General features: G+C 67.2%; 25 protein-coding genes and 1 tRNA gene. 20 read left to right on the top strand and 6 right to left on the bottom strand.

All coding sequences use genetic code 11. From position 1 onward, the window contains the following. Positions 1-76: 76 nt before the first annotated feature. The 5 genes from NE358_RS12205 to NE358_RS12185 all read left to right on the top strand — a co-directional run bounded on the left by NE358_RS12205 (position 77) and on the right by NE358_RS12185 (position 4,903). On the top strand, positions 77-1,192 hold the full coding sequence (locus NE358_RS12205) for a COG1361 family protein (RefSeq protein ID WP_289938884.1): 1,116 nt from the start codon (positions 77-79) through the stop codon (positions 1,190-1,192). A 20-nt stretch (positions 1,193-1,212) separates the two neighbouring features. Beyond that, positions 1,213-2,043 carry a hypothetical protein gene (locus tag NE358_RS12200; RefSeq protein WP_289938881.1) on the top strand — a complete coding sequence of 277 codons (831 nt, stop codon included), beginning with the start codon at positions 1,213-1,215 and terminating at the stop codon, positions 2,041-2,043. 152 nt (positions 2,044-2,195) lie between these two features. Further along, on the top strand, positions 2,196-3,044 hold the full coding sequence (locus NE358_RS12195; RefSeq protein ID WP_289938879.1) for a sortase domain-containing protein: 849 nt from the start codon (positions 2,196-2,198) through the stop codon (positions 3,042-3,044). 19 nt (positions 3,045-3,063) lie between these two features. Then, on the top strand, positions 3,064-4,071 hold the full coding sequence (locus tag NE358_RS12190) for a phosphate ABC transporter ATP-binding protein (protein WP_499317881.1): 1,008 nt from the start codon (positions 3,064-3,066) through the stop codon (positions 4,069-4,071). A gap of 10 nt (positions 4,072-4,081) precedes the next feature. Next, on the top strand, positions 4,082-4,903 hold the full coding sequence (locus tag NE358_RS12185; protein ID WP_289938877.1) for a hypothetical protein: 822 nt from the start codon (positions 4,082-4,084) through the stop codon (positions 4,901-4,903). 69 nt (positions 4,904-4,972) lie between these two features. On the opposite strand, the gene NE358_RS12180 is transcribed toward NE358_RS12185, so the two are convergent. Then, positions 4,973-6,370, bottom strand: coding sequence for a threonine/serine exporter family protein (locus NE358_RS12180; protein WP_103206101.1), 1,398 nt, complete (start codon positions 6,368-6,370; stop codon positions 4,973-4,975). A 182-nt stretch (positions 6,371-6,552) separates the two neighbouring features. On the opposite strand from NE358_RS12180, the gene NE358_RS12175 reads away from it, so the two are divergent. Next, positions 6,553-7,839, top strand: coding sequence for an aspartate kinase (locus NE358_RS12175; protein WP_103206102.1), 1,287 nt, complete (start codon positions 6,553-6,555; stop codon positions 7,837-7,839). Between the two features lie 99 nt (positions 7,840-7,938). Here the strand turns inward: NE358_RS12175 and NE358_RS12170 are convergent, their stop codons facing one another. Next, positions 7,939-9,213, bottom strand: a complete 1,275-nt coding sequence (locus tag NE358_RS12170) for a tetratricopeptide repeat protein (RefSeq protein ID WP_170210621.1) — start codon at positions 9,211-9,213, stop codon at positions 7,939-7,941. Then, positions 9,210-10,460, bottom strand: coding sequence for an AAA family ATPase (locus tag NE358_RS12165; RefSeq protein ID WP_289938871.1), 1,251 nt, complete (start codon positions 10,458-10,460; stop codon positions 9,210-9,212). The genes NE358_RS12170 and NE358_RS12165 overlap by 4 nt, the downstream gene beginning before the upstream one ends. Positions 10,461-10,693: 233 nt before the next feature. On the opposite strand from NE358_RS12165, the gene NE358_RS12160 reads away from it, so the two are divergent. From NE358_RS12160 to NE358_RS12135, 6 genes are all read left to right on the top strand, one after another. Further along, the gene (locus NE358_RS12160) at positions 10,694-11,764 is read left to right on the top strand and encodes an aspartate-semialdehyde dehydrogenase (RefSeq protein WP_289938869.1); all 1,071 of its coding nucleotides are present in this window, start codon (positions 10,694-10,696) and stop codon (positions 11,762-11,764) included. A gap of 99 nt (positions 11,765-11,863) precedes the next feature. Next, entirely contained in the window at positions 11,864-13,336 is a 1,473-nt protein-coding gene (locus tag NE358_RS12155) for a malate:quinone oxidoreductase (RefSeq protein WP_289938868.1), read from the top strand. After that, positions 13,302-13,949: a thymidine kinase gene (locus tag NE358_RS12150; protein WP_499317878.1), complete on the top strand. Its 648-nt coding sequence runs from the start codon at positions 13,302-13,304 to the stop codon at positions 13,947-13,949. The genes NE358_RS12155 and NE358_RS12150 overlap by 35 nt, the downstream gene beginning before the upstream one ends. Before the next feature lie 49 nt (positions 13,950-13,998). Then, entirely contained in the window at positions 13,999-15,027 is a 1,029-nt protein-coding gene (galE, locus tag NE358_RS12145) for a UDP-glucose 4-epimerase GalE (RefSeq protein WP_289938866.1), read from the top strand. A 63-nt stretch (positions 15,028-15,090) separates the two neighbouring features. Next, positions 15,091-15,882, top strand: coding sequence for a FadR/GntR family transcriptional regulator (locus NE358_RS12140; protein WP_289938865.1), 792 nt, complete (start codon positions 15,091-15,093; stop codon positions 15,880-15,882). Next, entirely contained in the window at positions 15,875-16,696 is an 822-nt protein-coding gene (locus NE358_RS12135; RefSeq protein WP_116239130.1) for a siderophore-interacting protein, read from the top strand. The genes NE358_RS12140 and NE358_RS12135 overlap by 8 nt, the downstream gene beginning before the upstream one ends. A gap of 19 nt (positions 16,697-16,715) precedes the next feature. On the opposite strand, the gene NE358_RS12130 is transcribed toward NE358_RS12135, so the two are convergent. Continuing rightward, positions 16,716-17,495, bottom strand: coding sequence for an HAD-IIB family hydrolase (locus tag NE358_RS12130; RefSeq protein ID WP_289938861.1), 780 nt, complete (start codon positions 17,493-17,495; stop codon positions 16,716-16,718). A gap of 143 nt (positions 17,496-17,638) precedes the next feature. After that, positions 17,639-18,004 carry an META domain-containing protein gene (locus NE358_RS12125; protein ID WP_289938858.1) on the bottom strand — a complete coding sequence of 122 codons (366 nt, stop codon included), beginning with the start codon at positions 18,002-18,004 and terminating at the stop codon, positions 17,639-17,641. Between the two features lie 169 nt (positions 18,005-18,173). On the opposite strand from NE358_RS12125, the gene NE358_RS12120 reads away from it, so the two are divergent. The 8 genes from NE358_RS12120 (at position 18,174) to NE358_RS12085 (ending at position 25,492) form a co-directional block, all read left to right on the top strand. Then, the gene (locus tag NE358_RS12120) at positions 18,174-18,368 is read left to right on the top strand and encodes a hypothetical protein (RefSeq protein WP_289938856.1); all 195 of its coding nucleotides are present in this window, start codon (positions 18,174-18,176) and stop codon (positions 18,366-18,368) included. Between the two features lie 515 nt (positions 18,369-18,883). Then, positions 18,884-19,324, top strand: a complete 441-nt coding sequence (locus NE358_RS12115; RefSeq protein ID WP_267787714.1) for a hypothetical protein — start codon at positions 18,884-18,886, stop codon at positions 19,322-19,324. A gap of 191 nt (positions 19,325-19,515) precedes the next feature. Continuing rightward, on the top strand, positions 19,516-20,268 hold the full coding sequence (locus NE358_RS12110; protein ID WP_289938852.1) for a hypothetical protein: 753 nt from the start codon (positions 19,516-19,518) through the stop codon (positions 20,266-20,268). A gap of 145 nt (positions 20,269-20,413) precedes the next feature. Next, a complete protein-coding gene (locus NE358_RS12105; RefSeq protein ID WP_289942622.1) occupies positions 20,414-21,628 on the top strand; it encodes a peptidoglycan-binding domain-containing protein in 1,215 nt (404 codons plus the stop codon). A gap of 1 nt (position 21,629) precedes the next feature. Next, the gene (locus NE358_RS12100; RefSeq protein WP_289938850.1) at positions 21,630-23,585 is read left to right on the top strand and encodes an ABC transporter ATP-binding protein/permease; all 1,956 of its coding nucleotides are present in this window, start codon (positions 21,630-21,632) and stop codon (positions 23,583-23,585) included. 412 nt (positions 23,586-23,997) lie between these two features. Continuing rightward, a complete protein-coding gene (locus NE358_RS12095; RefSeq protein ID WP_289942621.1) occupies positions 23,998-24,270 on the top strand; it encodes an IS3 family transposase in 273 nt (90 codons plus the stop codon). After that, positions 24,270-24,929, top strand: coding sequence for an IS3 family transposase (locus tag NE358_RS12090; RefSeq protein WP_289938848.1), 660 nt, complete (start codon positions 24,270-24,272; stop codon positions 24,927-24,929). The genes NE358_RS12095 and NE358_RS12090 overlap by 1 nt, the downstream gene beginning before the upstream one ends. A 260-nt stretch (positions 24,930-25,189) precedes the next feature. Continuing rightward, positions 25,190-25,492 (top strand): hypothetical protein, encoded by a 303-nt coding sequence (locus NE358_RS12085; RefSeq protein ID WP_267787708.1) that lies wholly within the window; start codon positions 25,190-25,192, stop codon positions 25,490-25,492. 193 nt (positions 25,493-25,685) lie between these two features. Here NE358_RS12085 and NE358_RS12080 read toward each other — a convergent pair. Next, positions 25,686-25,762: transfer RNA gene (locus NE358_RS12080), tRNA-Pro, on the bottom strand. Positions 25,763-25,811: the final 49 nt, after the last annotated feature.

Here is a 25,811-nt window from a genome sequence, read left to right as displayed (position 1 = left end):
CGAGAACCCGTGCGGCGTTCAGACGTCGTTCAGGTCGCGGATCGACCGCGGCCAGCCCCTTCTGCGGAGATGTATCGTGCTTTCCAACCTCGCTCCCGCCCGCCCGAACGCGTGGGGGATCCGATCGGCCGCTCTGGCCCTGATCGCCGCCGCCGCGGTCTCGCTGGGCCTGTCGTCTGCGGGCTCCGCGCGCGCCGACGACGCGCCGGCGCCGAACGACACCATCGGCATCTCTGCGGCACCCCAATCGGCGGACGCCGCCTCGCCCCGCTCGCGGTTCAGCTACCAGATGGGCCCCGGCCAGGAGCTCGATGACGTCTACGTCGTGACGAACGTGGGATCGACGCCGCAGTCGTTCACGGTGTTCGCGACCGACGCGTTCAACACGGACGAGGGTGGCTACGGCCTACTCGAAACCGGTGTCGCCCCGACCGATGCGGGTGGGTGGGTCGCCTTCTCCGGGCAGCCGTCCGTCGCCGTTCAGCTCGAGCCGGGAGCATCGACCGAGGTCCCGTTCCGTGTCGCCGTGCCCGCCGACGCCCGCCCCGGCGACCACGCCGCGGGATTGGCGGTCTCCGCGCTGTCGAACGATGGCCAGGTTCTCGTGGACCGTCGCGTCGGCACCCGTCTCTACGTGCGCGTCCCCGGTGATCTGCAGCCCCTCCTGTCCATCGATGGCATGTCCGCCTCGTACACGCCGAGCCTGAACCCGCTCGATGGCGAGACGACCGTCACCTTCACCGTGCGAAACGCCGGCAACGTGGCTCTGGCGGGCCGCCTGAAGGCCGAGGTCCGTGGACTTTTCGGCATCGGCGTCTCGGGCGAGGTCGGCGCGGAGGTCGACGAGATGCTGCCGGGCAGCACCCGCACCGTCACGACCACCGTTTCGGGGGTCGGCCAGTGGATCTACCTTTCGCCCACGGTGACGTTGTATCCGTCCGTCGATCAGCAGGCGCTCAACCCCGGGCCCCTGCGCAGCGTCTCTCGCGACACGGTGCTCTTCGTCGTGCCGTGGGCCCTTCTCGCCGCGCTGATCATCGGTCTGCTCGTGTGGGGCGGGCTGCGCCTGCGTCGCCGTATCGACGATCGTCGCGCCCGGGCCTGGGTGGAGTACACCGAGGCCGAGGCCCGTCGAAAGGCCGAGCTCGAGCGTGAGGTCGTCGGGGCCGGAACCTCGGGAGCGACACGGTGACGTGGTCTCGGCGCGACCGGATGCCACGCCTGCTCGCCGCGGTACTGCTCTGCGCTGCTGCCGTGTCGGCGCCCGTCGCCGCCCACGCCTCCGCACCCGCGTCGGCGAGCAGCGGAGCGGTCACGTGCCCGACCGCGGCACCCTCTCCCGCCCCGACCGGTGCCCTCGACATGTCGGCGACGGTGATCGGCCCGCCGAGCTCTGAGTCCTCGCCGTGTCTGCCCGGAGCGACCGGATCCTCGCGGAGCGGGGCGACCTCGTCGACGCAGGGCTCGGGGTCACGGTCGGCGAGTTCCGGCGTGTCCACCGCACCGTCCAGCGTGTCCACCGTGCAGGCGGTGACCCCCTCGCCCTCGCCGGCTGCCGGTGCCGTGGATCTCGGTGGCGTCGTCCACGTCGGTGGTCTCGTCAGCGAGGTCCGCCTGACACCCAACCCGTTCGAGGGATCGACCCTGCTGTCGTTCACCGTGCGCAACGTCTCGACGACCACGTTCGACGCGACGGCGGACTTCTGGATGGAGGGCCCCTTCGGCAACCGTCTCGCGCAGACGGACGCCGTGCAGCTCCCGCAGCTGAAGGCGGGGGAGTCCCGCGTGGTCTCGGCCGACCTCTCGGGTGCCGGGCAATGGGGACTCGTCACCGCGCACGCCACGTTCCGCCCGCCCGCCGAGGTCGGCGGAACGACGCTCAGCCCGCTGACCCGCGACACGACCGTTCTCGTCTTCCCGTGGCTGGTGGCCCTGTTGTTGCTCGCTGCGGCCGGAGCGGTGATCGTGGTCCAGATCGTCCTTCGCCTCCGCCTTCGCCGCTCCGCGACAGAGGTCGAGCTCGATGCCGGTGCCCCCGCATGAGCGTGATCGACGACCCCGCCGCAGCAACCGCACCCGGGAACGGGGCGGTCGCCGAGCCGCCTCGGGAACCGCGGCAGCGATTGCTCACCCGTCCTCCGCGTCCTCCCCGACCTCCGCGTCGGCCGCCTGCGCCCCCGCGTGCGACGAGCGAGATGACAGGGGCCGAGGCTTTGGCGCGCAGCATCGTCGCGACGCTGCTGCTGCTCCTGCTCATGTTCGTGCTGAACGTGACCGTGTTCAGTCATCTGCAGCACCTCGCATCCCAGCAACGGCTCGAGGACGATCTGCGCGCGCAGCTCGCGGCGGGGACGGCCCCGGTCAGCGAGGGGACGTTCGAAGACGTCCTGCTCGCAGACGGTGCCCCGGTCGCGATCATGGACATCCCGCGGTTGAAGTTCCACGAGGTGGTCGTCGAGGGCACGGCATCCGCTCAGACCGCGCAGGGAGTGGGACACCGTCGCGACACGGTGTTGCCGGGCCAGGTCGGCGTCAGCGTGCTGATGGCGCGCGCCGCAGCGTTCGGCGGGCCGTTCTCGGCGATCTCCTCGCTCGATCCGGGCGATGAGATCACCGTGCGCACCGGTCAGGGACTCCAGCGCTTCGAGGTCATCGGCCTGAGGTACGCGGGAGACCCGACGCCGCCGAACCTCACCCGGGGAGAGAGCCGCCTGATCCTGCAGACGGCGCGCGGCGTGCCCTACGTGCCCACCGGCATCGTCTACGTCGATGCCCGATTGGTCTCCGAGACCCAACCCGCGGGTGCGCGCCTGACGACCACGGGCACTCTCGGTCCTGCGGAGAAGGCGATGGCGACCGACGCGCGCACGGTCTGGGCTCTCATCTTCGCCCTGCAGTTTTTCCTGGCGGTCGAGGTCGCGGCCGTGTGGTCGTTCCGTCGCTTCGGTGCGCAGAAGACCTGGATCGTCTTCGTCCCCGTCGCCGCCCTCGCCGGCTTCTTCGTCGCCGACCAGCTCACGCGGCTGCTTCCCAACCTGCTCTGATCACCGAGGACCACTCGACATGTCCGATGACATCACCGCCGTTCTTACTCCCGCCGGCGACCCCCACGGCCCGAACGGTCGCCGATCGCGCCGAGACCCCTCGCCGGCGGAACTCGTGTCCGCGCCCGCCGGCGCCGCGCCCGCGCCCTCGGTGAGCCTCCCGGCGTTCGCCCCGCCCCGAGCCGGAGGCGCGGCCGATGTGCACCTGCCGGTCACCTCCATCCCCGACCTCGCTGTGGACCTCCCTTCGCCGCTCGCGACGCTCGACGCACGGGGGATCACCGCCTGGTTCGGCGACCACCAGGTGCTCGACCGCGTCTCGCTGACGATGCCCGCGGGCGAGGTCACCGCTCTCATCGGTCCCTCCGGATGCGGCAAATCGACATTCCTGCGCATCCTCAATCGCATGCACGAGCTCGTCCCCTCCGCATCACTGGCGGGAGAGGTCCTCCTGGACGGCGTCGACATCTACGACACCGGGCGACGCTTGACCGAGGCTCGACGCGACATCGGCATGGTCTTTCAGAAGCCGAACCCGTTCCCGGCCATGTCGATCTACGACAACGTCGTCGCGGGGCTCAAGCTCACCGGCATCCGGGCCTCCCGCGACGAGAAGGACCACCTCGTCGAGCGCTCCCTGACCTCGGCGGGCCTGTGGAAAGAGGTCAAGGACCGCCTGCGCCAGCCCGGTGGCGGCCTGTCCGGTGGTCAACAGCAGCGTCTGTGCATCGCACGCTCGCTGGCGGTCAAACCCAAGGTCCTGCTCATGGACGAGCCGTGTTCGGCGCTGGATCCGACGTCGACCCGCGTGATCGAAGAGACGATGGGCGAACTGCAGAAAGAGGTGACGATCGTGATCGTCACGCACAACATGCAGCAGGCGCAGCGCGTTTCGCAGCAATGCGCCTTCTTCCTCGCGTCCCAGGGGCAGCCCGGACACATCGTCGAGCACGGCGACACGGCGGAGATGTTCGACGCGCCGATCGACCCCCGCACCTACGACTACGTCAACGGCCGGTTCGGATAGGCCGCGGCGCATGGCCCTCTCCGACCAGCAGACCGCCCTGCTACCGCCTCGACTCCAGCCGGGACCTCCCGACCCGGGACAACCTCGACCGGGGGTGCTGTTCGCGGTACTCGCCGTTGTCCTCGTCGCCCTCGCGGTGACCGCTCTCGCAACGGCGGAGGCGATTTCCCGAGCCGAGAGCCAGAGGACGATCGCCTCGATGGTCAGGGCCGCGCTGGAGCTCCCCGATAGTCAGCGGATCGACGTCGACATCGAGGGCTTCGCGCTCCTCCAACAGCCCTTCGGCCGATTCGACGGCGCCCACGCCACGGTTCGTAGCTTCCCGACCGGCCCGGCCACTTCCGATCTGACCTTCGACATGGAGGGACTTCGAGGCGGCGACGGCGACTGGACGCTGGACGGCCTCTCCGGAGCACTCACTCTCACCGCCGCGCAGGCCACGGCGCTGTTCGTGCCCGCCGAAGCCCGCGGCGCGGTGCGCGTCGGCTTCTCGGGCGATGACGTGGTCTTCGACGTTTCGCTGCCGGGCGGGATGGGCACGCAGACAGGGAGCGTCGCGATGACTCCGCGCTTCGAGAAAGGGCGCGTGAGTGCCGGGGTCTCGAGCGTCACGGCCGGGGGAAAGGTCCTGTCCGTCGAGGAGGTGACAGCGCTGACCGGTGGCGATCTCGCCGCGCTCCAGGTCGAGCCGCTCTGCTTCGCAGAGCTTCTTCCGCGTGCCCTTCACGTGAGCGACGTCGCCGTCAGCGAACAGCGTTTCCGGGTGGAGCTCGATGTCGACCTCGCCACGTTCGACACCGCGGCAGGAAGCGAACCCGGCTCCTGTCCTTGAGAACCCGGGATGCCACGGCCCGGTGCCCGCGCGACGCGGGGGCCGTGGCATCCCGGCGCCTTTCGTTGACTACCGTCGCACGCGCGCTCGTACCCGGGTGACGCTCGACAGGGTCGCCCGCACGGGCTGACCCAGGTAGATGCCGAGTGAGGCGCCCACCGCCAGGGCGATGCCGATCGTCGCCGCCCCGGCGAGGGTGGTGACCCCGGTCATGAGCACCGCCGGGTCTTCGCCCGACTCGACGATCCCGAGCAGGCCTCGGAACACCGCGGCACCCGGAACGAGGGGGAGGATCGCCGCCGTTGTGATCGCGACCGAGGGCACGTGCAGCCGGTAGGCGACGACGATGCCCGCGAAGCTGCCGACGAAGGCGCCCACGCCGCTCGCGGCGGCGACCTCGAAGCCCAGGCCCGAGGCCGCGACGTACCCCGCCCAGGCAACGAGGCTGAGGGCGGCGCTGACGAGGACGATGCGCGCGCCGGCACCGTTGAAGACGGCGACGGCGATGGCGATGACGGCGGCTCCGACGAACTGTACGCTCACCGGTCCGAGCGGCAGAGCGTTAGACGGCGCTGACATCCCCATCCCGAGAACGCGCACCGTCTCGAGCCCCGCGAGGATCCCCAGCACCACACCGAGGGTCTGCGTGGTGAGTTCGAGGATGCGTCCCGTCGCCGTCAGCGCGAAGCCGTCGATGGCATCCTGTGCCGCGCCCACCACGGTGAGACCCGCGAGCATCAGGACGATTCCGGATGCCACGATCACCGACGGTCGGATCGCCGCCGCCGCATCGAGGCCGGTGTAGCGCAGCAGCGGCGACAGCGCCGCGAAGACGGTGAGGACGAAACCGCCGGCGATCTGCGCGAAGAAGTACGGCACGCGGGCCCGCGCCAGGATGTACTGCGTCGTGGCGGCCAGGGCCGCGGCGATGAACGACAGCACGAGGGCGAGCCAGTTCGCCCCGAACATGATCGCCACACCCGCGGCGAGCGATGCCTGAGAGGCGATGACGATCGCGGGGCGATAGCGGAAGGGGAGGCGACGGATGGCGCGGCACCGCGAGATCGCGTCGTCGAGACCCAGACCGCCGGCGATCTCCTGCACGAGAGCCTGAAGGCGCTGCAGCTTCGCATGGTCGGGGACCGAGCCGCGCACCACGCGGAGGAGAGTGGTGGGATGGCTGGCTCCCGGGCGGCTGTGCGCGATCGTGATGGAGTTGTAGGTCACGTCGACGTGTACGGGGTCGAGTCCGTACGCCCCGCACACCCGCACGATCGTGAGGGTCACCTCGTTGGCCGGGGCGCCGACGACGAGCATGGTCTCGCCGATGCGGATCGCGAGGTCGAGGATGCGCGTCGACAAGGCTTCGTCGATGACGGGGAGCAGCGTCGTATCGGGCGACGAGACATCGTCGACCTGGACGAGACGACGCAGGGACGACAGCAGTCGGCGCGGGGTGGGGGACAACCGCGGGCCTCCAGAAAGGCGGGGGAGAGGGAGCGTTCGATCCTACCGACGGGGCCTGCGGTTTCGCCGGGCGTCGGCCCATGACGGGGGCGGTATGCGACCGCCTCTAGGATGATCCTCGGGCGCGGCACGAGCGCCCCGTCGTGGCATCCCGACGCACGACCTCTCCGGGAGTTCTCCTCATGGCTCTGATCGTCCAGAAGTACGGCGGTTCTTCCGTCGCCGACGCCGAGAGCATCAAGCGGGTCGCCAAGCGCATCGTCGACACGCGCCGCGCGGGACACGAGGTCGTCGTCGCGGTCAGTGCCATGGGCGACACCACCGACGAACTGCTGGATCTGGCGAACCAGGTCGCGCCCATCCCGGCGCCCCGCGAGCTCGACATGCTGCTCTCGAGCGGAGAGCGCATCTCGATGGCCCTGCTGGCCATGGCGATCCACTCGATGGGCTTCGAGGCGCGTTCCTTCACCGGCAGCCAGGCCGGAATGATCACGGATGCCACGCACGGCGCCGCCCGCATCGTCGATGTCACCCCTGTGCGGCTGCGCGAGGCGCTCGACGAGGGGGCGATCGTGATCGTCGCCGGCTTCCAGGGCTTCAACCGCGACACCCGCGACATCACGACGCTCGGTCGCGGCGGATCCGACACGACCGCCGTCGCGCTCGCCGCCGCTCTCAAGGCGGATGTGTGCGAGATCTACAGCGACGTCGACGGCATCTTCACCGCCGACCCCCGCGTCGTGCCGCTGGCCCGAAAGCTCGACCGTGTCGGCAGCGAAGAGATGCTCGAGCTCGCCGCCAACGGCGCGAAGGTCCTCTACATCCGCGCGGTGGAGTACGCCCGCCGTCACGGCGTGCTCATCCACGCCCGGTCCACGTTCAGCTCGGGCGAGGGCACCTGGGTGCTCGATGCCTCGAAGTCCTCACCGCTCGTCCCCGAGGGAGCCACCATGGAAGAGCCCATCGTCGCCGGCGTCGCCACCGACCTCAGCCAGGCGAAGATCACCGTCATCGGCGTGCCCGACGTTCCCGGCAAGGCCGCCGACATCTTCAAGATCGTCGCCAAGTCCGGCGCGAACGTCGACATGATCGTGCAGAACGTCTCCGCCGCCGCGACCAGCCGCACCGACATCTCGTTCACGCTGCCCAAGACCGACGCCCCGACGGCGCTCAAGGCGCTCGCCGCGGAGCAGGCCGAGGTCGGGTTCGAGAGCCTCGTGCACGACGACCAGATCGGCAAGCTGTCGGTCGTCGGCGCGGGCATGCGCACGCACTCGGGCGTCTCGGCGACCCTCTTCGAGGCGCTGAGCCTCGCCGGGGTGAACATCGAGATGATCTCGACGTCGGAGATCCGCATCTCGGTCGTCGTCCGCGGTGTTGACCTCGCCGAGGCCGCACGACTCGTGCACACGGCGTACGGTCTCGACGGCGAGGCCGAGGCGACGGTGCACGCGGGCACCGGTCGCTGACCGGCTCTTCGCCTGGACGGGTGACGTCGCCGCGCCCCGGGGCGAGGCGCACGAGGAGCGTCGCGGCTCGTTTCGGTGCGGCGTGATCGGTGACGGCGGCTAGCTCGTCGTCTCCCGTCGCTCTTGCCCGGTCTTCGGGAAGGGCTCGGGCAGTCGTTCGCCCGAGAAAGCCCAGACGACGATGTAGAGCACCGAGCCGACGAAGAAGAGCCCGAGCAAGACCACTCCGGCGATCGCCCCCGGCCACAGGAGCAGGAGCAGCCCGGCCGGTCGCGTCATCGCGCCCGGGACGAAGCCACGGGTCATGAGGTGGAACATGACCACGAGCACACCGCCGGCGTAGGCACTCGATAGGCCCAGGGCCAGCGCCAGAGGGCCGAGAGGGTCGCCTGCGGCGGCGTAGAGCACGATGCCGATGAAATCGAGGACGAGCGCTCCGGCGATCGCCCACGAGCTGAACTTCGACAGGGGACCGTCGTCCATTCGAGACGCGACGATGGGACGGAACAGTTCACCGAGGTGGCGCCGCATGCGACGGAGCCACAGACCCAGGATGGCGATGGCGGCGGAGAAGAGGATCGCCTGGAGACCCGCGCCGACGAGATGGCCGAGGCCGGTGTCGATGCGCCACCCCCAGAGGCCCCCGGTCGGCACGCACACTGCGAGGAGGGCGACGCACAGGCCGAACACGACCGACACGGGCAAGACCAGCGCCCGGCTGGTGGCGAGTTCGAAGAACACCTCGTTGTCGTCATCGCCGGGATCCCTCGCCGCGCGGCGAGCCGTTTCGAGAAGCGCGTCCGATCCGCGCTGCCCCGGCCCTCCGAAGACCGCCAGAATGCGTTGGGCGTCGTCGTTCGTCGGGTCGATGCGCAGCGCGGAGGCCGCCGTCTCGCGCGCCTCGCGTGTGCGGCCCACCTTCCACAGGCACGTCGCCCTCGCGAGATGCAGATCGACGTCATCGGGCTGTGTCTCGAGCGCACGCTCGAGGGCGGGGAGGGCGTCCGCGGCGCGGCCGAAGGCGTGCAGGACGCGCGCGTAGGTGTACACCGCGAAGGTGACCTCGGGCGCGAGCGCGTAGAGCCGGTGGGCGGCGTGAAGCGCATCCGCCTCGTGACCGGTCTCCATGTGGGCGAGGGCCAGCAGACGCCACGCCCACGCGTCGTCAGGGAACGACGACACCGCGTCTCGGGCCAGCGAGGTCAGCTCGTTCCAGCGCTCCAGTTCGACCAGGGCCTCCCCGACGATCCGCTGGGCGTCGGCGTTGCCGGGTTCGCGAGCGAGCACCGCTCCCGCATCGCGCAGCGCCTGCTCGTGCCGTCCGAGGTCGAGCAGTGTCTCGGCGTTGCGGAGTGCCCGGGCGTCGTCGCTCACAGCCGGCGCACGCTCTTGAGGTAGTCGCGCAACTGGGTGAAGGTGCCGTCGTCGTCGCCGAAACGGACGACGTTGCGCGCCGCCTCGAGCCAGGGGCCCGTGGACGAGGTGGTCTGGGCGACGCCGTGTCGCAGGTCGTCCATGCCGATGAGACGCGCGGTGCCCGTGCGCGCGCTCTCGAGCAGCGCGTTCTCGCTCGCGAGCTCGCAGACGTACGCGATGTCGGCGCCGCTGTAGCCGTCGGTCGATCGCGCGAGCTCTGCGAGGTCGACGCCCTCGACGGGGCGGCGTGCCAAGTGGTGCCGGAAGATCGCACGTCGCGCCTCTTCGTCGGGAGGGAGGACCAGAACCGTGCGGTCGAGACGGCCCGGCCGCCTCAGCGCCGGATCGACGTCCCACGGCTGATTCGTCGCCGCGAGCACGAAGACGCCCTCATTGTCGCTCGCGACGCCGTCGAGCTCCTCGAGCAGGGCGACGACGACCCCGCGCATCCCGCTGTGGCGGGCCTGCGAACGGCGCTGCCCGATGGCATCCAACTCGTCCAGGAAGATCACCGTCGGCGCGTCGCGGCGTGCCAGCTGGAAGAGGTCGCGGACGTTGTGCTCGCTCTCGCCCAGGTACCGGTCGAGGATGTCGCTGATGCCGACGGAGATGAAAGATGCACCGAGTTCGCCGGCGATCGCGCGGGCGATGAACGTCTTGCCGCACCCCGGCGGTCCGTACATGAGCAGTCCGCCGCGCAGGCTCTTGCCGTAGAGCGCGCGCAGCTCGGGGTTCTTCAGCGGGGCGAGGAACGCGGCATTCAGGCGCTCTTTGACCTGGGTCATGCCCCCGACGTCGGCGAGGGTGGTCGTGGGGCGCTGCAGGTCGTGCGCGTCGAAGGCCGGGGCGCCCTCGCCGTCGACGAACGCGGGCTGCGCGATGTGCCCCACCTCGGACTCGGCGGCCGACCAGTCGAAACCGCCTTCCGGGCGCGGCGGGGCGGGCGGATCGGGCAGCTGGCGACTCGCCGGATCGGGGGAGGGGAACGACGCGGCATCGGGCGCGGGAGCGCCCAGCGCCCGCGCGAGGAGATCGCGGGCCCGTGAGTCGGTCGGGGAGTGCGACAGAACCGTGCTCGCTTCCGCGACCGCCTGTTCGGAGAGACCGCGTTCCCACAGCTGCGTCGCGAGATGCAGGCGCAACTCGTCGTCGAGCGGTGCGGCCTCGACGGCGCGACGCAGGGCTTCGATCAGCGGGTCGTTCATCGGTCTCCTCGCAGCGGGGGTGCTCTGCCATTGTGGGCGAGACCACCGACACGTGCCAGGTGGTCATGCCACCTGTGGATGCACCGGCCGGCGGGGCAGCGGTCCTGCCATCCTCGCGCTCTCGACCGCCAGAGCGATCGGCACCGATCGGAGAGCTCGCGGGCGCACGCTACTCTGGCACGAATGTCGCGCGCATCCGTTCGCGCGCGCCCCCGCGTACCCGAGGAACAGTCATGACCCGCATCTCCGATTCCGGAATCTCCCTCGCAGTCGTCGGCGCCACCGGCCAGGTCGGCACCGTCATGCTCGAGATCCTCGCCGAACGCGCGTTCCCGATCCGCGAGCTGCGTCTGTTCGCGACGGCGCGTTCCGCCGGCTCGTCGATCGAATTCGCCGGTCACTCCGTCGTCGTCGAAGACGTCGCCACCGCCGACCCCGCCGGCGTCGAGGTCGCTCTGTTCTCCGCCGGCGCCACGGGGAGCCGCGCCCACGCCCCCCGCTTCGCCGAGGCCGGTGCCCTGGTCATCGACAACTCCAGCGCCTGGCGCATGGACCCCGAGGTGCCGCTGGTCGTCAGCGAGGTCAATCCCCACGCCATCGATCAGGCCGTCAAAGGCATCGTCGCCAACCCCAACTGCACCACCATGGCCGCCATGCCGGTCCTGAAGGTCCTCGACACCGAGGCCGGCCTCGAACGCCTCATCGTCAGCACCTACCAGGCCGTCTCCGGCTCCGGCCTCGCGGGCGCCCGGGAGCTCCTCGGCCAGGTCGAGGGCGTCCTCGCCCAGGGCGAGGTGGAGCGTCTCGTGCGCGACGGCTCGGCCCTCGACTTCCCCGAGCCCGAGAAGTACGTCGCCCCGATCGCCTTCGACGTCATCCCCTTCGCCGGCAACCTCGTCGACGACGGCCAGAACGAGACCGACGAAGAGAAGAAGCTCCGCAACGAGAGCCGCAAGATCCTGGAGCTCCCCGACCTGCGCGTCGCGGGGACGTGCGTCCGCGTCCCCGTGTTCACCGGCCACTCGCTCAGCATCAACGCCGAGTTCGCCCGCGACCTCTCGCCCGAGCGTGCGCGCGAGCTCCTCGCCGAGGCTCCCGGCGTGGCGCTCGAAGAGGTTCCGACTCCGCTTCAGGCCGCGGGCACCGATCCGAGCTACGTCGGGCGCATCCGTGCCGACCAGTCCGCCCCCGAGGGCAAGGGCCTCGTGCTCTTCATCAGCAACGACAACCTCCGCAAGGGTGCGGCGCTCAACGCCGTCCAGATCGCCGAGCTCGTCGCGCAGAAGCGTCTCACGACCGCCTGAGGACACGGCATCCGGATGCCGGGTGCGAGGTGTCTCGACATCGAACCGACGGTTCTCTCGATGTCGAGACACCTCTCGGCTCGCGCCTAGAATCGACGGGTGACTGAAAACGTCGATGTTCTTCTCATCGGTGGCGGCATCATGTCCGCCACTCTCGGCACGCTGCTGAAGGACCTCCAGCCCGATCTCAAGATCGCGGTGCTCGAGCGTCTGAGCGACGTCGCTCAAGAGAGCTCGAACGCCTGGAACAACGCGGGTACCGGTCACGCGGCGCTGTGCGAGCTGAACTACACGCCCGAGTCCAAGGACGGCACGATCGATCCCGCCAAGGCGGTCGCGATCAACGAGCAGTTCCAGCAGAGCCGTCAGCTGTGGGCCTCGCTCGTCGCCGAGGGTGTTCTCGACGAGCCGTCGACGTTCATCAACGCCACGCCCCATATGACGTTCGTGCGCGGCGAGAAAGACGTCGCCTTCCTCCGCAAGCGCTACGAGGTTCTCAAGCAGCAGCCGCTGTTCGCGGGCATCGAGTACAGCGAGGACTCGCGCGTCATCAACCAGTGGGCTCCGCTGCTCATGCAGAAGCGTCGCAAGGGCGAACCCTTCGCCGCCACGCGCGTGCCCGCCGGCACCGACGTCGACTTCGGCTCGCTCACGCGCCAGCTGTTCGCGAACCTGCGCGAGAAGGGCGTCGAGGTCGCCACCAACCACGACGTCAAGAAGCTGAAGAAGAAGAAGGACGGCACGTGGGAGGTCTCGTACCGCCACGTGATCGGCGGGACCCCCGGCTCCATCAACGCGAAGTTCGTCTTCGTCGGCGCGGGCGGCTGGGCCCTCAAACTCCTGCAGCGCTCGGGAATCCCCGAGATCAAGGGCTACGGTGTCTTCCCGATCGGCGGGCAGTGGTTGAAGACCTCCCACCCCGACATCGTGGCGAAGCACCGCGCGAAGGTCTACTCGCAGGCCTCCGTGGGTGCGCCTCCCATGTCGGTGCCGCATCTCGACACCCGCGTGATCGACGGGGAGTCGTCGTTGCTGTTCGGTCCGTTCGCGACCTTCAGCCCGAAGTTCCTCAAGAACGGATCGATGCTCGACATCGTCACGCAGGTGCGCCCGCACAACATCGGCCCGATGCTGAAGGTCGCCGTCGACAACCCGAGTCTCATCAAGTACCTCGTCAGCGAGCTGCTCAAGACCCACTCGAAGAAAGTCGACAGCCTCCGCGACTTCATGCCCACCGCGAAGGACGAGGACTGGGAGCTGCTCGACGCCGGCCAGCGTGCCCAGGTCATGAAGCGCGACAAAGACAAGGGCGGTGTGCTGCAGTTCGGCACCGAGGTCGTCACCTCGGCCGACCACTCGATCGCAGGGCTCCTCGGGGCATCCCCGGGAGCCTCGACCGCCGTGTCGATCATGCTTGGGCTCATCAAGACCTGCTTCCCCGAGCGCATGGCGGAGTGGGAGCCGCGCCTGCGCGATCTGATCCCCAGCTACGGCGAGACGCTGAACACCAACCCGGCCGCGGCGCGAAAAGAGCTGGATGCCACGGCCCACGCTCTCGCGATCAACCCCTGAGTCGCGCGTGGCGAAGCTGTACTTCCGCTACGGGGCGATGAACTCGGGCAAATCGACGGCCCTGCTGCAGGCGGCGTACAACTACGAGGAGCGCGGTCAGCGCGTGCTGCTGGCCAAGCCGGAGATCGACACGAAGGGCGCTGACCAGATCGACAGCCGCCTGGGTGTGAAGCGCCCGGTGGACTTCCTGGTGGCGCCCGACGACGACCTGCGCGAGGTCTTCCACGCCGCGGCCGGTCACGCGCCCGTCGCCTGTCTTCTGGTCGACGAGGCGCAGTTCTTCACCGCCGCGCAGGTCGACGACCTCTTGCGCATCGCCGTCCTTGACGGCATCCCGGTCCTCGCCTACGGGATCCGCACGGACTTCCGTACCGAGGCGTTTCCGGGGTCGGCGCGTCTGATGGAGATCGCACACAGCCTCGAAGAGCTGAAGACGATCTGCCGGTGCGGGCGCAAGGCGATCTTCAACGCGCGACTGGTCGGCGGTCGGTTCGTCTTCGATGGTGACCAGGTCGCCATCGACGAGGGGCAGATCGAGGGCGAAGTCACCTACGAATCGATGTGTGCCGCGTGCTACCTGCGCGAGTCCGGCGGGCGGCTCGACGGGCGCTGAGCCCCTCTCGCGCGATCGGCGCGGTGTCGCTGAGCGATAGCCTGGAGGCATGCGCGTACTCCTGGCCGGCGGAGCCGGTTACATCGGAACCCACACGGCCGTCGCCCTCCTCGAAGCGGGTCACGACGTCGTCCTCCTCGACGATCTGTCGGGCACGCACGCCGTCGCCGCCGAGCGGGTCGAGACGATCACCGGCAAGCCCGCGCCCCTGATCGTGGGCGACGCCGCCGACGAGGCGGTCGTGGCGAAGGCGTTCGACGAGCACGGTCCGATCGACGCGATCATCCACCTCGCCGCGTTCAAGGCGGTGGGGGAGTCGACGCATAAGCCGCTCGAGTACTACTCCAACAACGTCGACACCACCTTCGCCCTGCTGCGCGTGGGCATCGCCCGCGGCATCCGGAGCTTCGTCTTCTCGAGCACCGGCACGGTGTACTCCGACCCGGCCGATCTCCCCTTCACCGAGGAATCGACGACGAGCATCGATCTGTCGAACGCGTACAGCAAGTCCAAGCGCATGAACGAGGTCGTGCTCGCCGATGTGGCGCGGGTGAACCCCGAGCTGAACGTCACCGTGCTGCGCTACTTCAACCCGGTGGGCGCGCACCCCTCCGGTCTGATCGGCGAAGACCCCGCCGGCATCCCGAACAACCTCATGCCCTTCGTCTCGCGCGTGGCCATCGGCACGCTGGACGAGATCGGGGTCTTCGGCGCAGACTACGACACCCCCGACGGCACCGGCCTGCGCGACTACATCCACGTCGTCGACCTGGCCGAGGGCCACGTCGCCGCGCTCGAGCAGGCCCGGCCCGGCCACCAGGTGTTCAACCTGGGCACCGGTCGCCCGGTGAGCGTGCTCGAACTCGTCGCCTCGTTCGAGAAGGCCGTGGGGCGCGAACTGCCCAAGAAGATCCTCGACCGTCGTCCCGGAGACGTCGCCGCCACCTACTGCGACCCGTCCAAGGCCGGCGAGGTGCTCGGTTGGCGCACGCGTCTCGGCATCGACGACGCCTGCCGTGACTATTGGAACTGGCAGACCACCAACCCGGCCGGGTACCGCACGACCGCCGACGTCTGACCATCCGCGCGTAGGGTGGTGTGGTCGGGTCACACCACCGTGTCCGAGAGGACGGGGGATGCCATGCCGAACACCGCACCCCGTGCCTGGCAGGTGGTCCTCGAGCGAATCGAAGGCGACCTCCGCGAGGGGCGTCTGGCTCCCGGCGACCGGCTCGCCCCGGAACGCGAGCTTGCGACGCAGCTCGGCGTCGGTCGCTCGAGCGTCCGCGAGGCGATGCGTGTGCTCGAGGTGCTCGGGGTCGTCCGCACGGCGACCGGGTCCGGGCCGACCGCCGGGGCGATGATCGTCACGACGCCGAGGGGCGGCCTGGCCGCCTTCCTGCGGCTGCAGGTCGCCGCGAACGGCTTCCCCCTGACCGACGTGGTGCGCACGCGCATCGTGCTCGAGTGCGATGTGGCCGAGCGCGTGGCCCGCGACGACGTCGACCTCACCGAGGTGATGGCCATCTTGGACGCGATGGATGCCGAGGGCCTCGCGCCCGACGAGTTCCTGGCCCTCGACGCGCGCTTCCACCAGGCCTTGTCCGAGGTGTCGGGCAATGCGGTCATCTCGGCGATGATGGCGGGACTGCGGAGCTCCATCGAGGCGTACACGCGCGCGGGTGCGGCCCGTCTCGACGCGTGGCCCACCGTAGCCGAGCGGCTGCGATCGGAGCATCGGCACATCGTCGCGGCGGTCTCGGTGGGCGACGCCGACGGTGCGCGCGAGGCCGTGCGCGCGCACATCACCGACTACTACACCGAGGTGGCGCAGGCGCTGAGCCCGTCCGACGCGGCCGAGGCCGCCGTCGGTGACGCGGCGCGGGTCGCCGTGCGCTCTTCACCGTCCGCTCGAGAGGATCTCCATGAGTGATCGACCCGCGCGCCCGCCGCGCCCGCAGCACGTGCTCCACGTCGTCGAAACCGAGCGTCTGACCCCGCACCTCGTCCGCGTGCGCGCTCGGGGTGAGAACCTGGAGGCGTTCCGAGACAGCCCGCACACCGACAAGTACGTCAAGATCACCTTCGCGAAGCCGGAGCTGGGCCTCGAGCCGCCGTACGACCTGGCTGCCTTGCGCGAGACGCTCGCGCCGGAGGACCTCCCCGTCACCCGCACGTACACGGTGCGCGCGGTCGACGGCGACGAGGTGACCATCGATTTCGTGGTGCACGGCGACGAGGGGCTCGCGGGCCCGTGGGCGGCGCGCGCGCAGCCGGGGGAGCGCCTCGTGGTGTCGTCGCCCGGCGGCGGCTACGCGCCCGACTCCACGGCGGACTGGCACCTGTTCATCGGCGACGAGTCCGCGATCCCCGCGATCTCCGCGGCTCTCGAGGCCCTGGCCCCGGATGCCGTCGGCGCGGCGTTCCTCGAAGTCCAGGCCGCCGACGAGCAGCTCTCGCTCGACGCTCCGGCTGGAGTCGAGATCGTCTGGGTTCACCGCGGGTCCGCCGTGGCGGGTGCGACGAACGTCCTGGCGGATGCCGTGACCTCCTGGCATCCGCACGACGGGCGAGGACATGTCTTCGCGCACGGAGAGCGCGAGGCGATGAAGCGGATCCGCGACCTCGTCTTCACGCGGTGGGGCTTGGGTCGCGAGCAGGTATCTCTGTCGGGCTATTGGGCGTACGGGCGCACCGAGGATCGATTCCAGGCCGAGAAGCGCGAGCCGATCGGGCAGATCCTCTGACGGCTCGCGCCCCGCGGGCTCAGTGCCCGGTTCGTGCGGGAAGCGTCGGAATGAGCTGCTCGAGGAACGCGGCGGTGTCTTCCCACCCGTGCACGGCCTGGCACTCGACGCCCATCGCCAGCACGGGGTAGTCGTTTCCGTCGGGGTCGAGGCGGTCACCGACGAAGAGCATGTCGTCGAGGGGGATGCCGGTGGCCTCGACGAGCTTGTTCATGCCGTAGGCCTTGTCGATGCCGCGGTGGGTGATGTCGACGGAGGTCGATCCGCCGGAGCGGACCTCGAGGTCGGGGATGCGGTTCGCCACGGCCTCGCGCAGGCTGTTCTTCTTCTCGCCGGTGGGGTCCCAGGCCATCTTCGCCTCAAGGGGGGCGGACTGCCCGAGTGCCGAGAACGTGATCTGCGAGCCGCGGTCTTCGAGGATGTCTCCCCACGGTTCCGACTCCCAGAGGCCGAGGCGTTCGGCCTCTTCGTGCACGGCGGCGAGAGCGCGCTGCTTCTCGTCGTCGGTGAGCGAGTGGGCGTAGACGGTCTCGACGCCGGCGGGCGTGAGGAGGTAGTACTGGGTGCCGCACGTGGGCATGAGGTGAAAGTGAGAGAGCAGCTCGGGAGAGGCCTTGGGGAGGCGCTCGACGACCTGGCTGCGGAACTGCTGGAGCTGCCCGCCGGAGATGATGGCCACCTCCACCTTCTCGGCCAGGGCGAGCAGCAGGTCACCGATGCGCGGGTCGATCGCCGACTTCGAGGGGGCGAGGGTGTCGTCGAGGTCGAAGGCGACGAGGAGGGGCGAGGCGTCGGACACGGTGCTCCTGAAAGATGAGAGGTCGTCGCACGGAGGTGTCGCGTGCGCGCGGCGGGCGGGCCGCCGAGGGGCCCGCGTACGAAGTGATTCTACCGGCGGGCTCCCGTCACCCCTTGCGTCCTGCAGTGGGTGGGGGCGCGGGTTCAGCCGGCTCGGGTGAGGATGCCGATCCGAGAACCAGCGCGGTCGAACACCGTGAGCGTGTCTCCGGCCATTGTCGCGGTGGCCACCCTGCGCAGCCAGGTGTCGACGCCCATGCAGGCCTTCAGCGTCGACAGCCCGAGACGGACGGTGAGCGTGTCGCCCTCCCGGGAGTACGAGCCGTTGAGCCCATTGCAGCCGTCGCTGCCGGTGAGGACCTCGTCTTCCAGTGTGAGGAATTCCGGTCCCTGCCCGGCCCAGCGGCCGCACTCGGATGCCGGGGCGGTACCGCTCGCGGGGACGGCGCACGCCGCGGCGATCATGCCGCCGACGGCAAGCGCGGAGAGGGCAGCGAAACGGCGGGACATGAGAATCTCCTCATCCACATCGAAAAACGAAATCGAATTCATATACAACGCTCAGGTTCCCCCAAGGTAATCCTCGACGCTGAGAGATGGGTGGGGGCCCTATCGAGATTCCCGTCCTGCCTCATCGCGCGTTTTCACCGACACATGAGATGAGACGATGACACGAAATATGAAGCGTATGGGGTGGGCCGCAGCGTCCACCGCCGTCGCGCTCACCGCTTCCGGTCTGCTGGCCCCCGCGGCCTTCGCCGGGGAAGACCAGTCGCTCGCGCCGACCTCCGGTCCGGCATTCGATGCGACCGCACAGCAGCGCCTGGCCAACGACGACGTTCAGGCTGTGACGATTCCCATTCTGTTGAAATGAGGTTTACGAAACCGGAGTTGTGCGGCACTACGCACATCGCGCCCAAAGGGATTATCTCCGCCACCCGCATAGCCGGTGCCGCATATCAATTCTTGCGTCCTAAATCGCACGTGCCTGTCACCCATTTGGAGGTCAATCACCCTCTATGAAATGCCACGTCGACCCCGAGGTGCGTGTGCTACCCCGAGACGAGGAACGCGTGAGGAACGAATCTTGCATCCATGCCGTGGGTGCATAGTCCGGGCGTTGTCCCCCATATGGCCGACTTGACAAGGAGGATCACGCAACTGGACGCCCACTGTGCATTCGATCCGAGCGTCTTCGGCAACAAGAAATACTGGGTCTCCCCATCACGTAAAGACCCGGTCAGGTTCGATATTGATACTCGCCGGTGGTTGCCTCGAGTCATCGATCCTTGATTTCCACAGCTCCGTCCTGCTAGACACGAAGCGCAATAGCAAGTAAATGAATCCGGCATCCGGATCGAATAAGGGGGCATTTGAATGGGGAACAGGATGAAAAAGTCATGGAGCCGCACAATCGCCGCGGTCGCTGCCGGGGCCGTGCTTGCCATCGGAGGAGTCGTCGCAGTTGCCGCGCCTGCGAACGCAGCCCCGTCGGGGTGTCAGACTCAGGGGAAAAGCTGTCTGTGGTCGGGATATGACTACGGCACTGATGCGGCTCAGAACTGGCGGATGCTGTACTTCGAATACTGCATCGACAATTTGGGGAACTACAGCTACAACGACATAACCTCGTCGGCGTACAACTACGGGTTCTCGGACAACGCTCGGTTCTACGAGCACGACCTCCAGAACGGGTATTACTTCACGATTCTCCGCCACGACGGTAAGCCCAATCTCAACAATGTAGACGGCCAGAACTGGAACGACCGTATTACGTCCGCCTACTTCACGGGTGCGCTTGGATCCAAGGGCACCTCTCGATGCGCTTGAGTCACCTCACGCAGCGCGGCCGGCGATTCGCGCCGGCCGCGCTATTGGTCATGGCATGTTTTGCAGTTTCGGGGTGCACCTTCAGTGCCGAGCCGAAACAGCCTGATCAATCCACGGGAGTAGTTGAGATGGGGCAGCCTGTTTCTGAAAAGAACAGGACGCAATGGTCGCTCCCGCTTGAGGAGTTCATCGTGTACTCACCCGAATTGAGCAACTACGCGGAGCAGTTGCTCATTTCAAAATGCCTCACCGGGCAGGGATACGAGTGGCCGGTGCCTTGGCGCGACTCAGCCTTCCTCTGGCCTGAAGGGTTCAACAAGATCGGATACCGCTTGTTTGACGAGCCTCTTGCCAAGCGTTTTGGGTATCACTTCGCGCCTCCTAGAGACGCAAACGAGGCCGATGCGTGGGCAGCATTCGCAGACTTCGCCAACTCGTACACTCCCGACGACGACTTCACGGGAAAGTTCGAAGAATGCTCTGACGAGGCTCGAAGCGAGAAGACTGTTCGTGACGTCGACGCACAGAACTACGTGATGGGACTGGCGATGCAGGCGAGCGATGTCGCCGTCCAGGACGCGAGTGTTCAGGAAGCCGTCGCTCGGTGGCGAGAATGTCTTACTCCGAAGGTGGATTTCACCGTGTCAGACACCCCCTGGAAGCAGATGCCGCCGCAAGCTGTGGCGGAGCGCTTCGGTCTGTACGGCGAGTCTCGAACGATGGCGGCGTCCGGGGATGAGATCGCCGTCGCGGTAGCCGACGCTCAGTGTCGCGAGTCCAGCGGCGTCAGCGAGACGCGATACAACCTTGAGTGGGACCAGCAGAAGAAGTTGATGGACCAGAACCGCGATCAGCTCGACCGCATCCGTGCCGAGGCGGGCGCTCACAAAAAGGATCTGCTAGCGATCATCGCAGAAAATGCACCGGCCGCCCCCATGGGTTGACTGCAGCGCTCCTGCTAGCGCATAGCTCTCGGACCTATAGCTAGGTGATCGTAAGGTTCAGGAAAGTGCAGGTTTAGTCATTCATCGGACCAGAAACTCCAAATACGGGTGGTGGACCGCCGTCTCTGTCGTCTCCGCTGTGGCGATGCTCGGTTGCGGGTGGTGGCTCGCAACGTTGTTCCAGTCGCCCGAACAGCTCGAGGCGAACGCAACCGCTCCATCGCCCGGCCCCGTTTTTTCCATCGTTGCGGAGGGGTCGCTTGCTGAAGAGCATACTTTCACCGGAAAAATAGGGCCTTCGTTCACCATGGAGGTAAACCTTCTCCCTGCTCCCGACGCGGCGATGACTGTCGTCACCGGGCGTGCCATAGGTGAGGGGAATATAGTCAGCAATGGCGGTGTGCTTATCGAGACGAATGGACGTCCAGTGCTTCTGGCGCAGGCACCTTTTCCGTTCTATCGCGATATGGGATTTGGAGACCAGGGGCCCGACGTGGAGGCTCTCCAGCGGGCATTGTCGAGCGCAGGATACTCCGTTCAAGCGGACGGCCGTTTTGGGGTTGGAACCGCTCAGGCCCTGCAGAGCTGGTACAAAGACGCTGGTTACATCGCGCCTACGCGTCCGCGACCGGAGGGCGAACCGTCGCGATCATCGCGCTCGTCAACCGCCGATACTGGCGCTAATCGGGATGTGACCGCTGATAGCAGTGATGCAAAGAGCAACCTCACGCCGCTCGAAGCGCCGAAGGTCATCGCAGACGCTTTCATGCCCGTGGCGGAGGTCGTAGGCATGACGACCTCTTCAGCAAAAGTCCTACGCAGCGTGCCTGTGGGTACGCGCGTCGCTGTCAGCGGCACTCCAGACATTGTCCTGGGTTCGTCCGAAGTGGTGGTGTCGGTCTCGGCAGCTGCGGCGGACGTGACCAACATCGTTGAAGGCGACACCGCGACCATTTCGCTTGCAAATGGTGAGATTCAGGCAACCATCGGCGCAATCACTCCGTCCGTGGCTGGCAAATCGCAGGTCTCATCGAAAGATGCGGCTGCCGGGACGGCCGGTGACGACGTGGATGCGGATACCACCTTCCTCGTCATCCCACGCTCAGCTCTCGACGTGCCCACTGGAGCGACGCAGGCGAGGGTGACAGTAGTAAAAAACATTCTTCCCGAGCAAGCTCTTCTTGTGCCCGTTCTGGCGGTCACGGACCGGGGCTCGGGGAATACGGTCGTTCATAAGCGCCAACAGGACGGGACCCTCGCGGAGATTCCCGTTCGAGTCCTCGGTTCCTTGAACGGCCAAGTCGCCGTTGCAGCCTCGGCAGACTCGCTCGTGGCGGGGGAAGAAGTGCGGGTCGGCTGACGTGCCACAGATTCATCTCAACCACGTCTCCCGGACATACTCCTCAGCGCGGGGTCCTGCCGTCGTCGCTCTGCGCGACGTTAGCCTCGAGATTGAGCAAGGTGAGTTCGTCGCGATCGTCGGACCTTCCGGGGGCGGCAAGACCACATTGATGAACATCCTGGGTCTCTTGGACGAGCCCACCAGCGGTGAGTACCTGTTGGATGGACAAGCCGTGAATGTGGGAGGACCTCGTAACGCGCCGCAGCTGCGCGCTAGAACAATCGGGTTCATCTTTCAGGCTTTTCACCTGCTGCCAGCGCGGCCGGCTGTCGATAGCGTGGAACTTGGCCTTCTCTATCGCGGTGTCCCGCGCGCGCGACGACGTGCACGCGCGCAAGAGGCTCTGCTGTCTGTGGGACTGGCTGAACGAGCTGCAGACAGCACATCCCAGCTGTCGGGAGGACAGCGGCAACGAGTCGCCATTGCTCGCGCCATAGCCGGTGACGCCAAGCTCATCCTCGCCGACGAGCCCACGGGAAATCTTGATTCGGAGAATGCCGAGCGAGTCTTAGACGAGTTGCAACGTCTGAATGTCAAAGGTTCGACCGTGATTGTCGTTACCCACTCGTCCGAGGTTGCTTCCCGTGCTCAGCGCATCGTGCGTCTCGCAGACGGCGCCGTAGTGAGCGATCAGTGGCGGGGCAGACCGCTCACTTCGGATGCGCTGTCCCCCAGCGTCGGTCTAGGACGGTCGGCTAAAGAGTCCCTCAACGCCGGAGAGCCACAAGTAGCTTCCAATACTCTGTTGTTGCCAACCAGCACATATAGCCGGCTCAGAGTCCTCGACCTCTTACGCGACGCGTGGGCGTCGGTGCTCTCACGACGGAACCAGACCATAGGGCTTAGCTTCGCAGTCGCCATTGCCGTAGCGCTTACGATCACGACGCTTGGTCTGTCGTCTTCTGCCACAGCGCAGGTATCTGCGACCTTCGATGCCCATCTGAACCGTGAGGTCACCGCGCGATGGTCTACGGGGACCGCGCACTCGCCCACGCTGACCAGCGTTCCAGAGGTGGTGGGAGACCTGAGAGGCGTCGAGGCCGCCGCCGTGTTGCTGGACCTCAGTCCCAGCACGGTATCTTCCTTCGCTGAGTCGCGCCAGGTACAACCGCACGTCGCCGTGGGAAACATCACAGCGGCGGGGCGGCTAGAGGTGGCGGAGGCGCCATGGCATAGCGGCGAACTGCATGCGGACGAGGTTCTTATCGGTGACCTGTTAGCGTCACAGTTGCAGTTGAGCTCACTCGCCGGCGCTCCTTCGATCTACATTGACGGGAACAACTACGTCGTCGCGGGGTTGATCACGGGGTCACCACGACTTCCACTACTGCGTGGAGAAGTGGTGATGGGGGCCCCAGCAGACATTAATACTCATGCGGCAACAGATGCGAGCCTGCTGGCGATAACTGCTCCTGGCGCTGCCCCGCAGGTCGCAAGGCAGATGCCCGCGGCGATAAACCCTTACCAGCCAGACGCCATTTTTGTCGCCGCCCCGAGTGACTCTGCAATCCTCCGCGGGCAAGTGGAAGAGGGTTTGCGGACAGCCCTAACCGCGTTCACCGTTCTCGCCTTGATTGTGGCTGTGGCGGCGCTGATGAACGCGACATTACTCGCTGTGCATACGCGGCGGGGAGAGATCGGCATGCGGAAAGCCCTGGGGGCGCGCAATGCGCAGATCGGCGCACTGATAACCATAGAGTCGGCATACGTGGGGCTGCTCGGCGGCGCGATCGGTCTCTTACTTGGCATGGGCGCGATACTCGTAGTTACCATCAGTCAAAAGTGGTCTCCGGTCTTCGACACCGCGTTGACACCGGTGGCCATGCTCGTCGGCCTCGTGGTCGGGGCGAGCGGCGGAGGACTAGCGGCGATTCAGGCCGCACGGCTCAAACCGGCTGACAACCTGAGGAACTAGCGACGATGCAAATCTGGCCCGGCGCAGGACCCAGCACTCCCGGCGACGACCTTCTGAATGGCCTGACCTTTGTTCCATTCTTGAAGCGAGGATGGAACTCGATGAATAGGAACTATTCGCCGGAGATGCGTGAGCGGGCGTTGCGGATGCTCGCGGAGACGCGGCCGTCGCATTCGACGATGATGAGCGCGGTCCGTCACGTGGCCGGGTTGCTCGGGATGAGCCTCGAGACGCTGCGCCTCTGGTAGCGCCGTCACGAAGTCGATGCCGGCGTTAAGCCGGGGTTGACGACTGAGGCGGCGGCGGAGATCAAGCGGCTGCAGAAGGAGGTCTCGGAACTGCGGAAGGCGAACGAGATCCTCAAAGCTTCGAGCGTGTTTTTCGCGAAGGAGCTCGACCGCCGTTGACCGAGATGATCCGGTTCATCACCGAACACCGGGATCGTTTCGGGGTCGAGCTCATCTGCCGGGTGCCGCGCCCAGCGGTTCAAGGGTTCCTCACCTCCCGTGGCTACCGCGCCGCTGTCGGCCGGATGCCATCGGCGCGGCAGCTGAAGGACGAGCTTCTCGTCCCGCAGGTCGCCAGGCTGCATGCGGAGAACTACGGCATCTACGGGCGTCGGAAGATACACGCGCTGATGCGTCGGCAAGGGTGGCAGGTTGGTCGCGACAGACCGAGCGCCTGATGCGTCTGGCCTTGGTCCGCGGCGTGCGCAAGTCGAAGCGGGTATTCACCACGCGCTCCGACAAGACCACGGCGCTACCCGCCGATCTCGTGAACAGTCGCTCCACCGCGCCGGCGCCGAGGAGACTTTGGGTCGGCGACGTGACCTATGTCGCGACGCGGTCCGGGTTTGTGTACGTCGTGTTCGTCACCGACGTCTACTCCCGCCGCATCGTCGGGTGGAACGTCGCGTCGACGCAGTGGTCGGAGATCCTGCCGATGCAGGTGCTCGATATGGCCGCCTGGGGCGCCGGCAGCCGACTCGACGGGCTGATCCATCACGCCGACCACGGCTCGAACTACACTGCGATGGTCTACACCGAGCGGATCGTCGAACTCGGCGCCGTTCCCTCGACCGGAACGGTCGGCGACAGCTTCGATAACGCGATGGCGGAGGCGGTGAACAACCTTTGCAAGACCGAGCTGATCCGTCAGCGCGGCCCGTGGCGCACGGTCGAGCAGGTCGAGCTGGCGACGCTCGAGTGGGTGTGGTGGTGGGACAACTCCCGCCTCCACGGCGAGCTCGACATGCGCACACCGGTCGAGGTCAAGCGCGCGTACTACGCTGACCTCGAATCAGCCAATTCGGTCTCTGCCGGACAAAGCTCCCGACAGGAGTGAAAGTCAGGCCGATTCAGAGAGCGTGTCCTCGGGGTCGGTGACCGCTGGTTCGCAATTAGTCTCTGCAGAATGGACGCTCGTGCGCACTGCCGCTAGGAGAGGTCCACGTGCCCATCCCTCTTCGCTCCAACGGGCCACTTTCGCTGCTGGTCACCGAGGCCCGCGAGGCCCCCGTGACGACGTAATGGGCTGGTTGTGCGTTGCAGCTTTCCCCTCAACGCACCTGAGACGCCGAACACCTCGCTCGCAAAGACCAAGAAATGAAGTCAGCTCTCGCGTCTGAGCAGCGAAAGCTGGAGGACCAAGAGGAGCGGCTCATCGAGTTGGTGGCCGATGGGGCGGTAGCAACACTGAATCTGCGGGAGAAGCTGAATCAGATCGCATTGCAGAAGGGGGCGGTGGCGGAGAAGCTTGAGCGCACTCTCGCCAGTCTCGACGCCGGAGTCAAACGAGCGCATGCGCAGCTCGATTTACCCCAGGACCCCGCTCATCTTTACCGCATGTCGCCCGGAAACGTTCGCCGCGATGTTCTGTGCGGCCTCTTCCGTAAATTAACCATCTAGAGGGCCGCGGAAGCTGAAACGTCCATAAGGGGTGAACGTGCGGTCATCAATCAGGCCATGCACGCTCTCCGCGCGTCTCGGCGAGACGTCGAGTGAACAAAACCTCAAAGGGCCTCCCGCGCGTCTGCGGAAGGCCCTTTGAGAGAAGGCTTCGAACGCGTTTCTTCGTCCGAAGGTTGGAACATTCTTGAAGTGGTCGGGGTGACAGGATTTGAACCTGCGGCCTCGTCGTCCCGAACGACGCGCGCTACCAAGCTGCGCCACACCCCGTTGCAACTAGACAAGTCTACCCTGCACCGAGGAGTGCTTCGAACCACTC

Source organism: Sphingomonas sp. G5 (assembly GCF_052660795.1).
This window is presented reverse-complemented; position numbering and strand designations above follow the sequence as displayed.

Excerpts from the sequence above, each read along its gene's own strand:
- NE358_RS12200 (WP_289938881.1), top strand. The coding sequence starts at position 1,213 with ATGCCACGCCTGCTCGCCGCGGTACTGCTCTGCGCTGCTGCCGTGTCG.
- NE358_RS12195 (WP_289938879.1), top strand. The coding sequence starts at position 2,196 with ATGACAGGGGCCGAGGCTTTGGCGCGCAGCATCGTCGCGACGCTGCTG.
- NE358_RS12190 (WP_499317881.1), top strand. The coding sequence starts at position 3,064 with ATGTCCGATGACATCACCGCCGTTCTTACTCCCGCCGGCGACCCCCAC.
- NE358_RS12185 (WP_289938877.1), top strand. The coding sequence starts at position 4,082 with ATGGCCCTCTCCGACCAGCAGACCGCCCTGCTACCGCCTCGACTCCAG.
- NE358_RS12175 (WP_103206102.1), top strand. The coding sequence starts at position 6,553 with ATGGCTCTGATCGTCCAGAAGTACGGCGGTTCTTCCGTCGCCGACGCC.
- NE358_RS12165 (WP_289938871.1), bottom strand. The coding sequence starts at position 10,460 with ATGAACGACCCGCTGATCGAAGCCCTGCGTCGCGCCGTCGAGGCCGCA.
- NE358_RS12160 (WP_289938869.1), top strand. The coding sequence starts at position 10,694 with ATGACCCGCATCTCCGATTCCGGAATCTCCCTCGCAGTCGTCGGCGCC.
- NE358_RS12150 (WP_499317878.1), top strand. The coding sequence starts at position 13,302 with ATGCCACGGCCCACGCTCTCGCGATCAACCCCTGAGTCGCGCGTGGCG.
- galE (WP_289938866.1), top strand. The coding sequence starts at position 13,999 with ATGCGCGTACTCCTGGCCGGCGGAGCCGGTTACATCGGAACCCACACG.
- NE358_RS12140 (WP_289938865.1), top strand. The coding sequence starts at position 15,091 with ATGCCGAACACCGCACCCCGTGCCTGGCAGGTGGTCCTCGAGCGAATC.
- NE358_RS12135 (WP_116239130.1), top strand. The coding sequence starts at position 15,875 with ATGAGTGATCGACCCGCGCGCCCGCCGCGCCCGCAGCACGTGCTCCAC.
- NE358_RS12125 (WP_289938858.1), bottom strand. The coding sequence starts at position 18,004 with ATGTCCCGCCGTTTCGCTGCCCTCTCCGCGCTTGCCGTCGGCGGCATG.
- NE358_RS12120 (WP_289938856.1), top strand. The coding sequence starts at position 18,174 with ATGAAGCGTATGGGGTGGGCCGCAGCGTCCACCGCCGTCGCGCTCACC.
- NE358_RS12115 (WP_267787714.1), top strand. The coding sequence starts at position 18,884 with ATGAAAAAGTCATGGAGCCGCACAATCGCCGCGGTCGCTGCCGGGGCC.
- NE358_RS12105 (WP_289942622.1), top strand. The coding sequence starts at position 20,414 with ATGCTCGGTTGCGGGTGGTGGCTCGCAACGTTGTTCCAGTCGCCCGAA.
- NE358_RS12095 (WP_289942621.1), top strand. The coding sequence starts at position 23,998 with ATGATCCGGTTCATCACCGAACACCGGGATCGTTTCGGGGTCGAGCTC.
- NE358_RS12090 (WP_289938848.1), top strand. The coding sequence starts at position 24,270 with ATGCGTCTGGCCTTGGTCCGCGGCGTGCGCAAGTCGAAGCGGGTATTC.
- NE358_RS12085 (WP_267787708.1), top strand. The coding sequence starts at position 25,190 with ATGAAGTCAGCTCTCGCGTCTGAGCAGCGAAAGCTGGAGGACCAAGAG.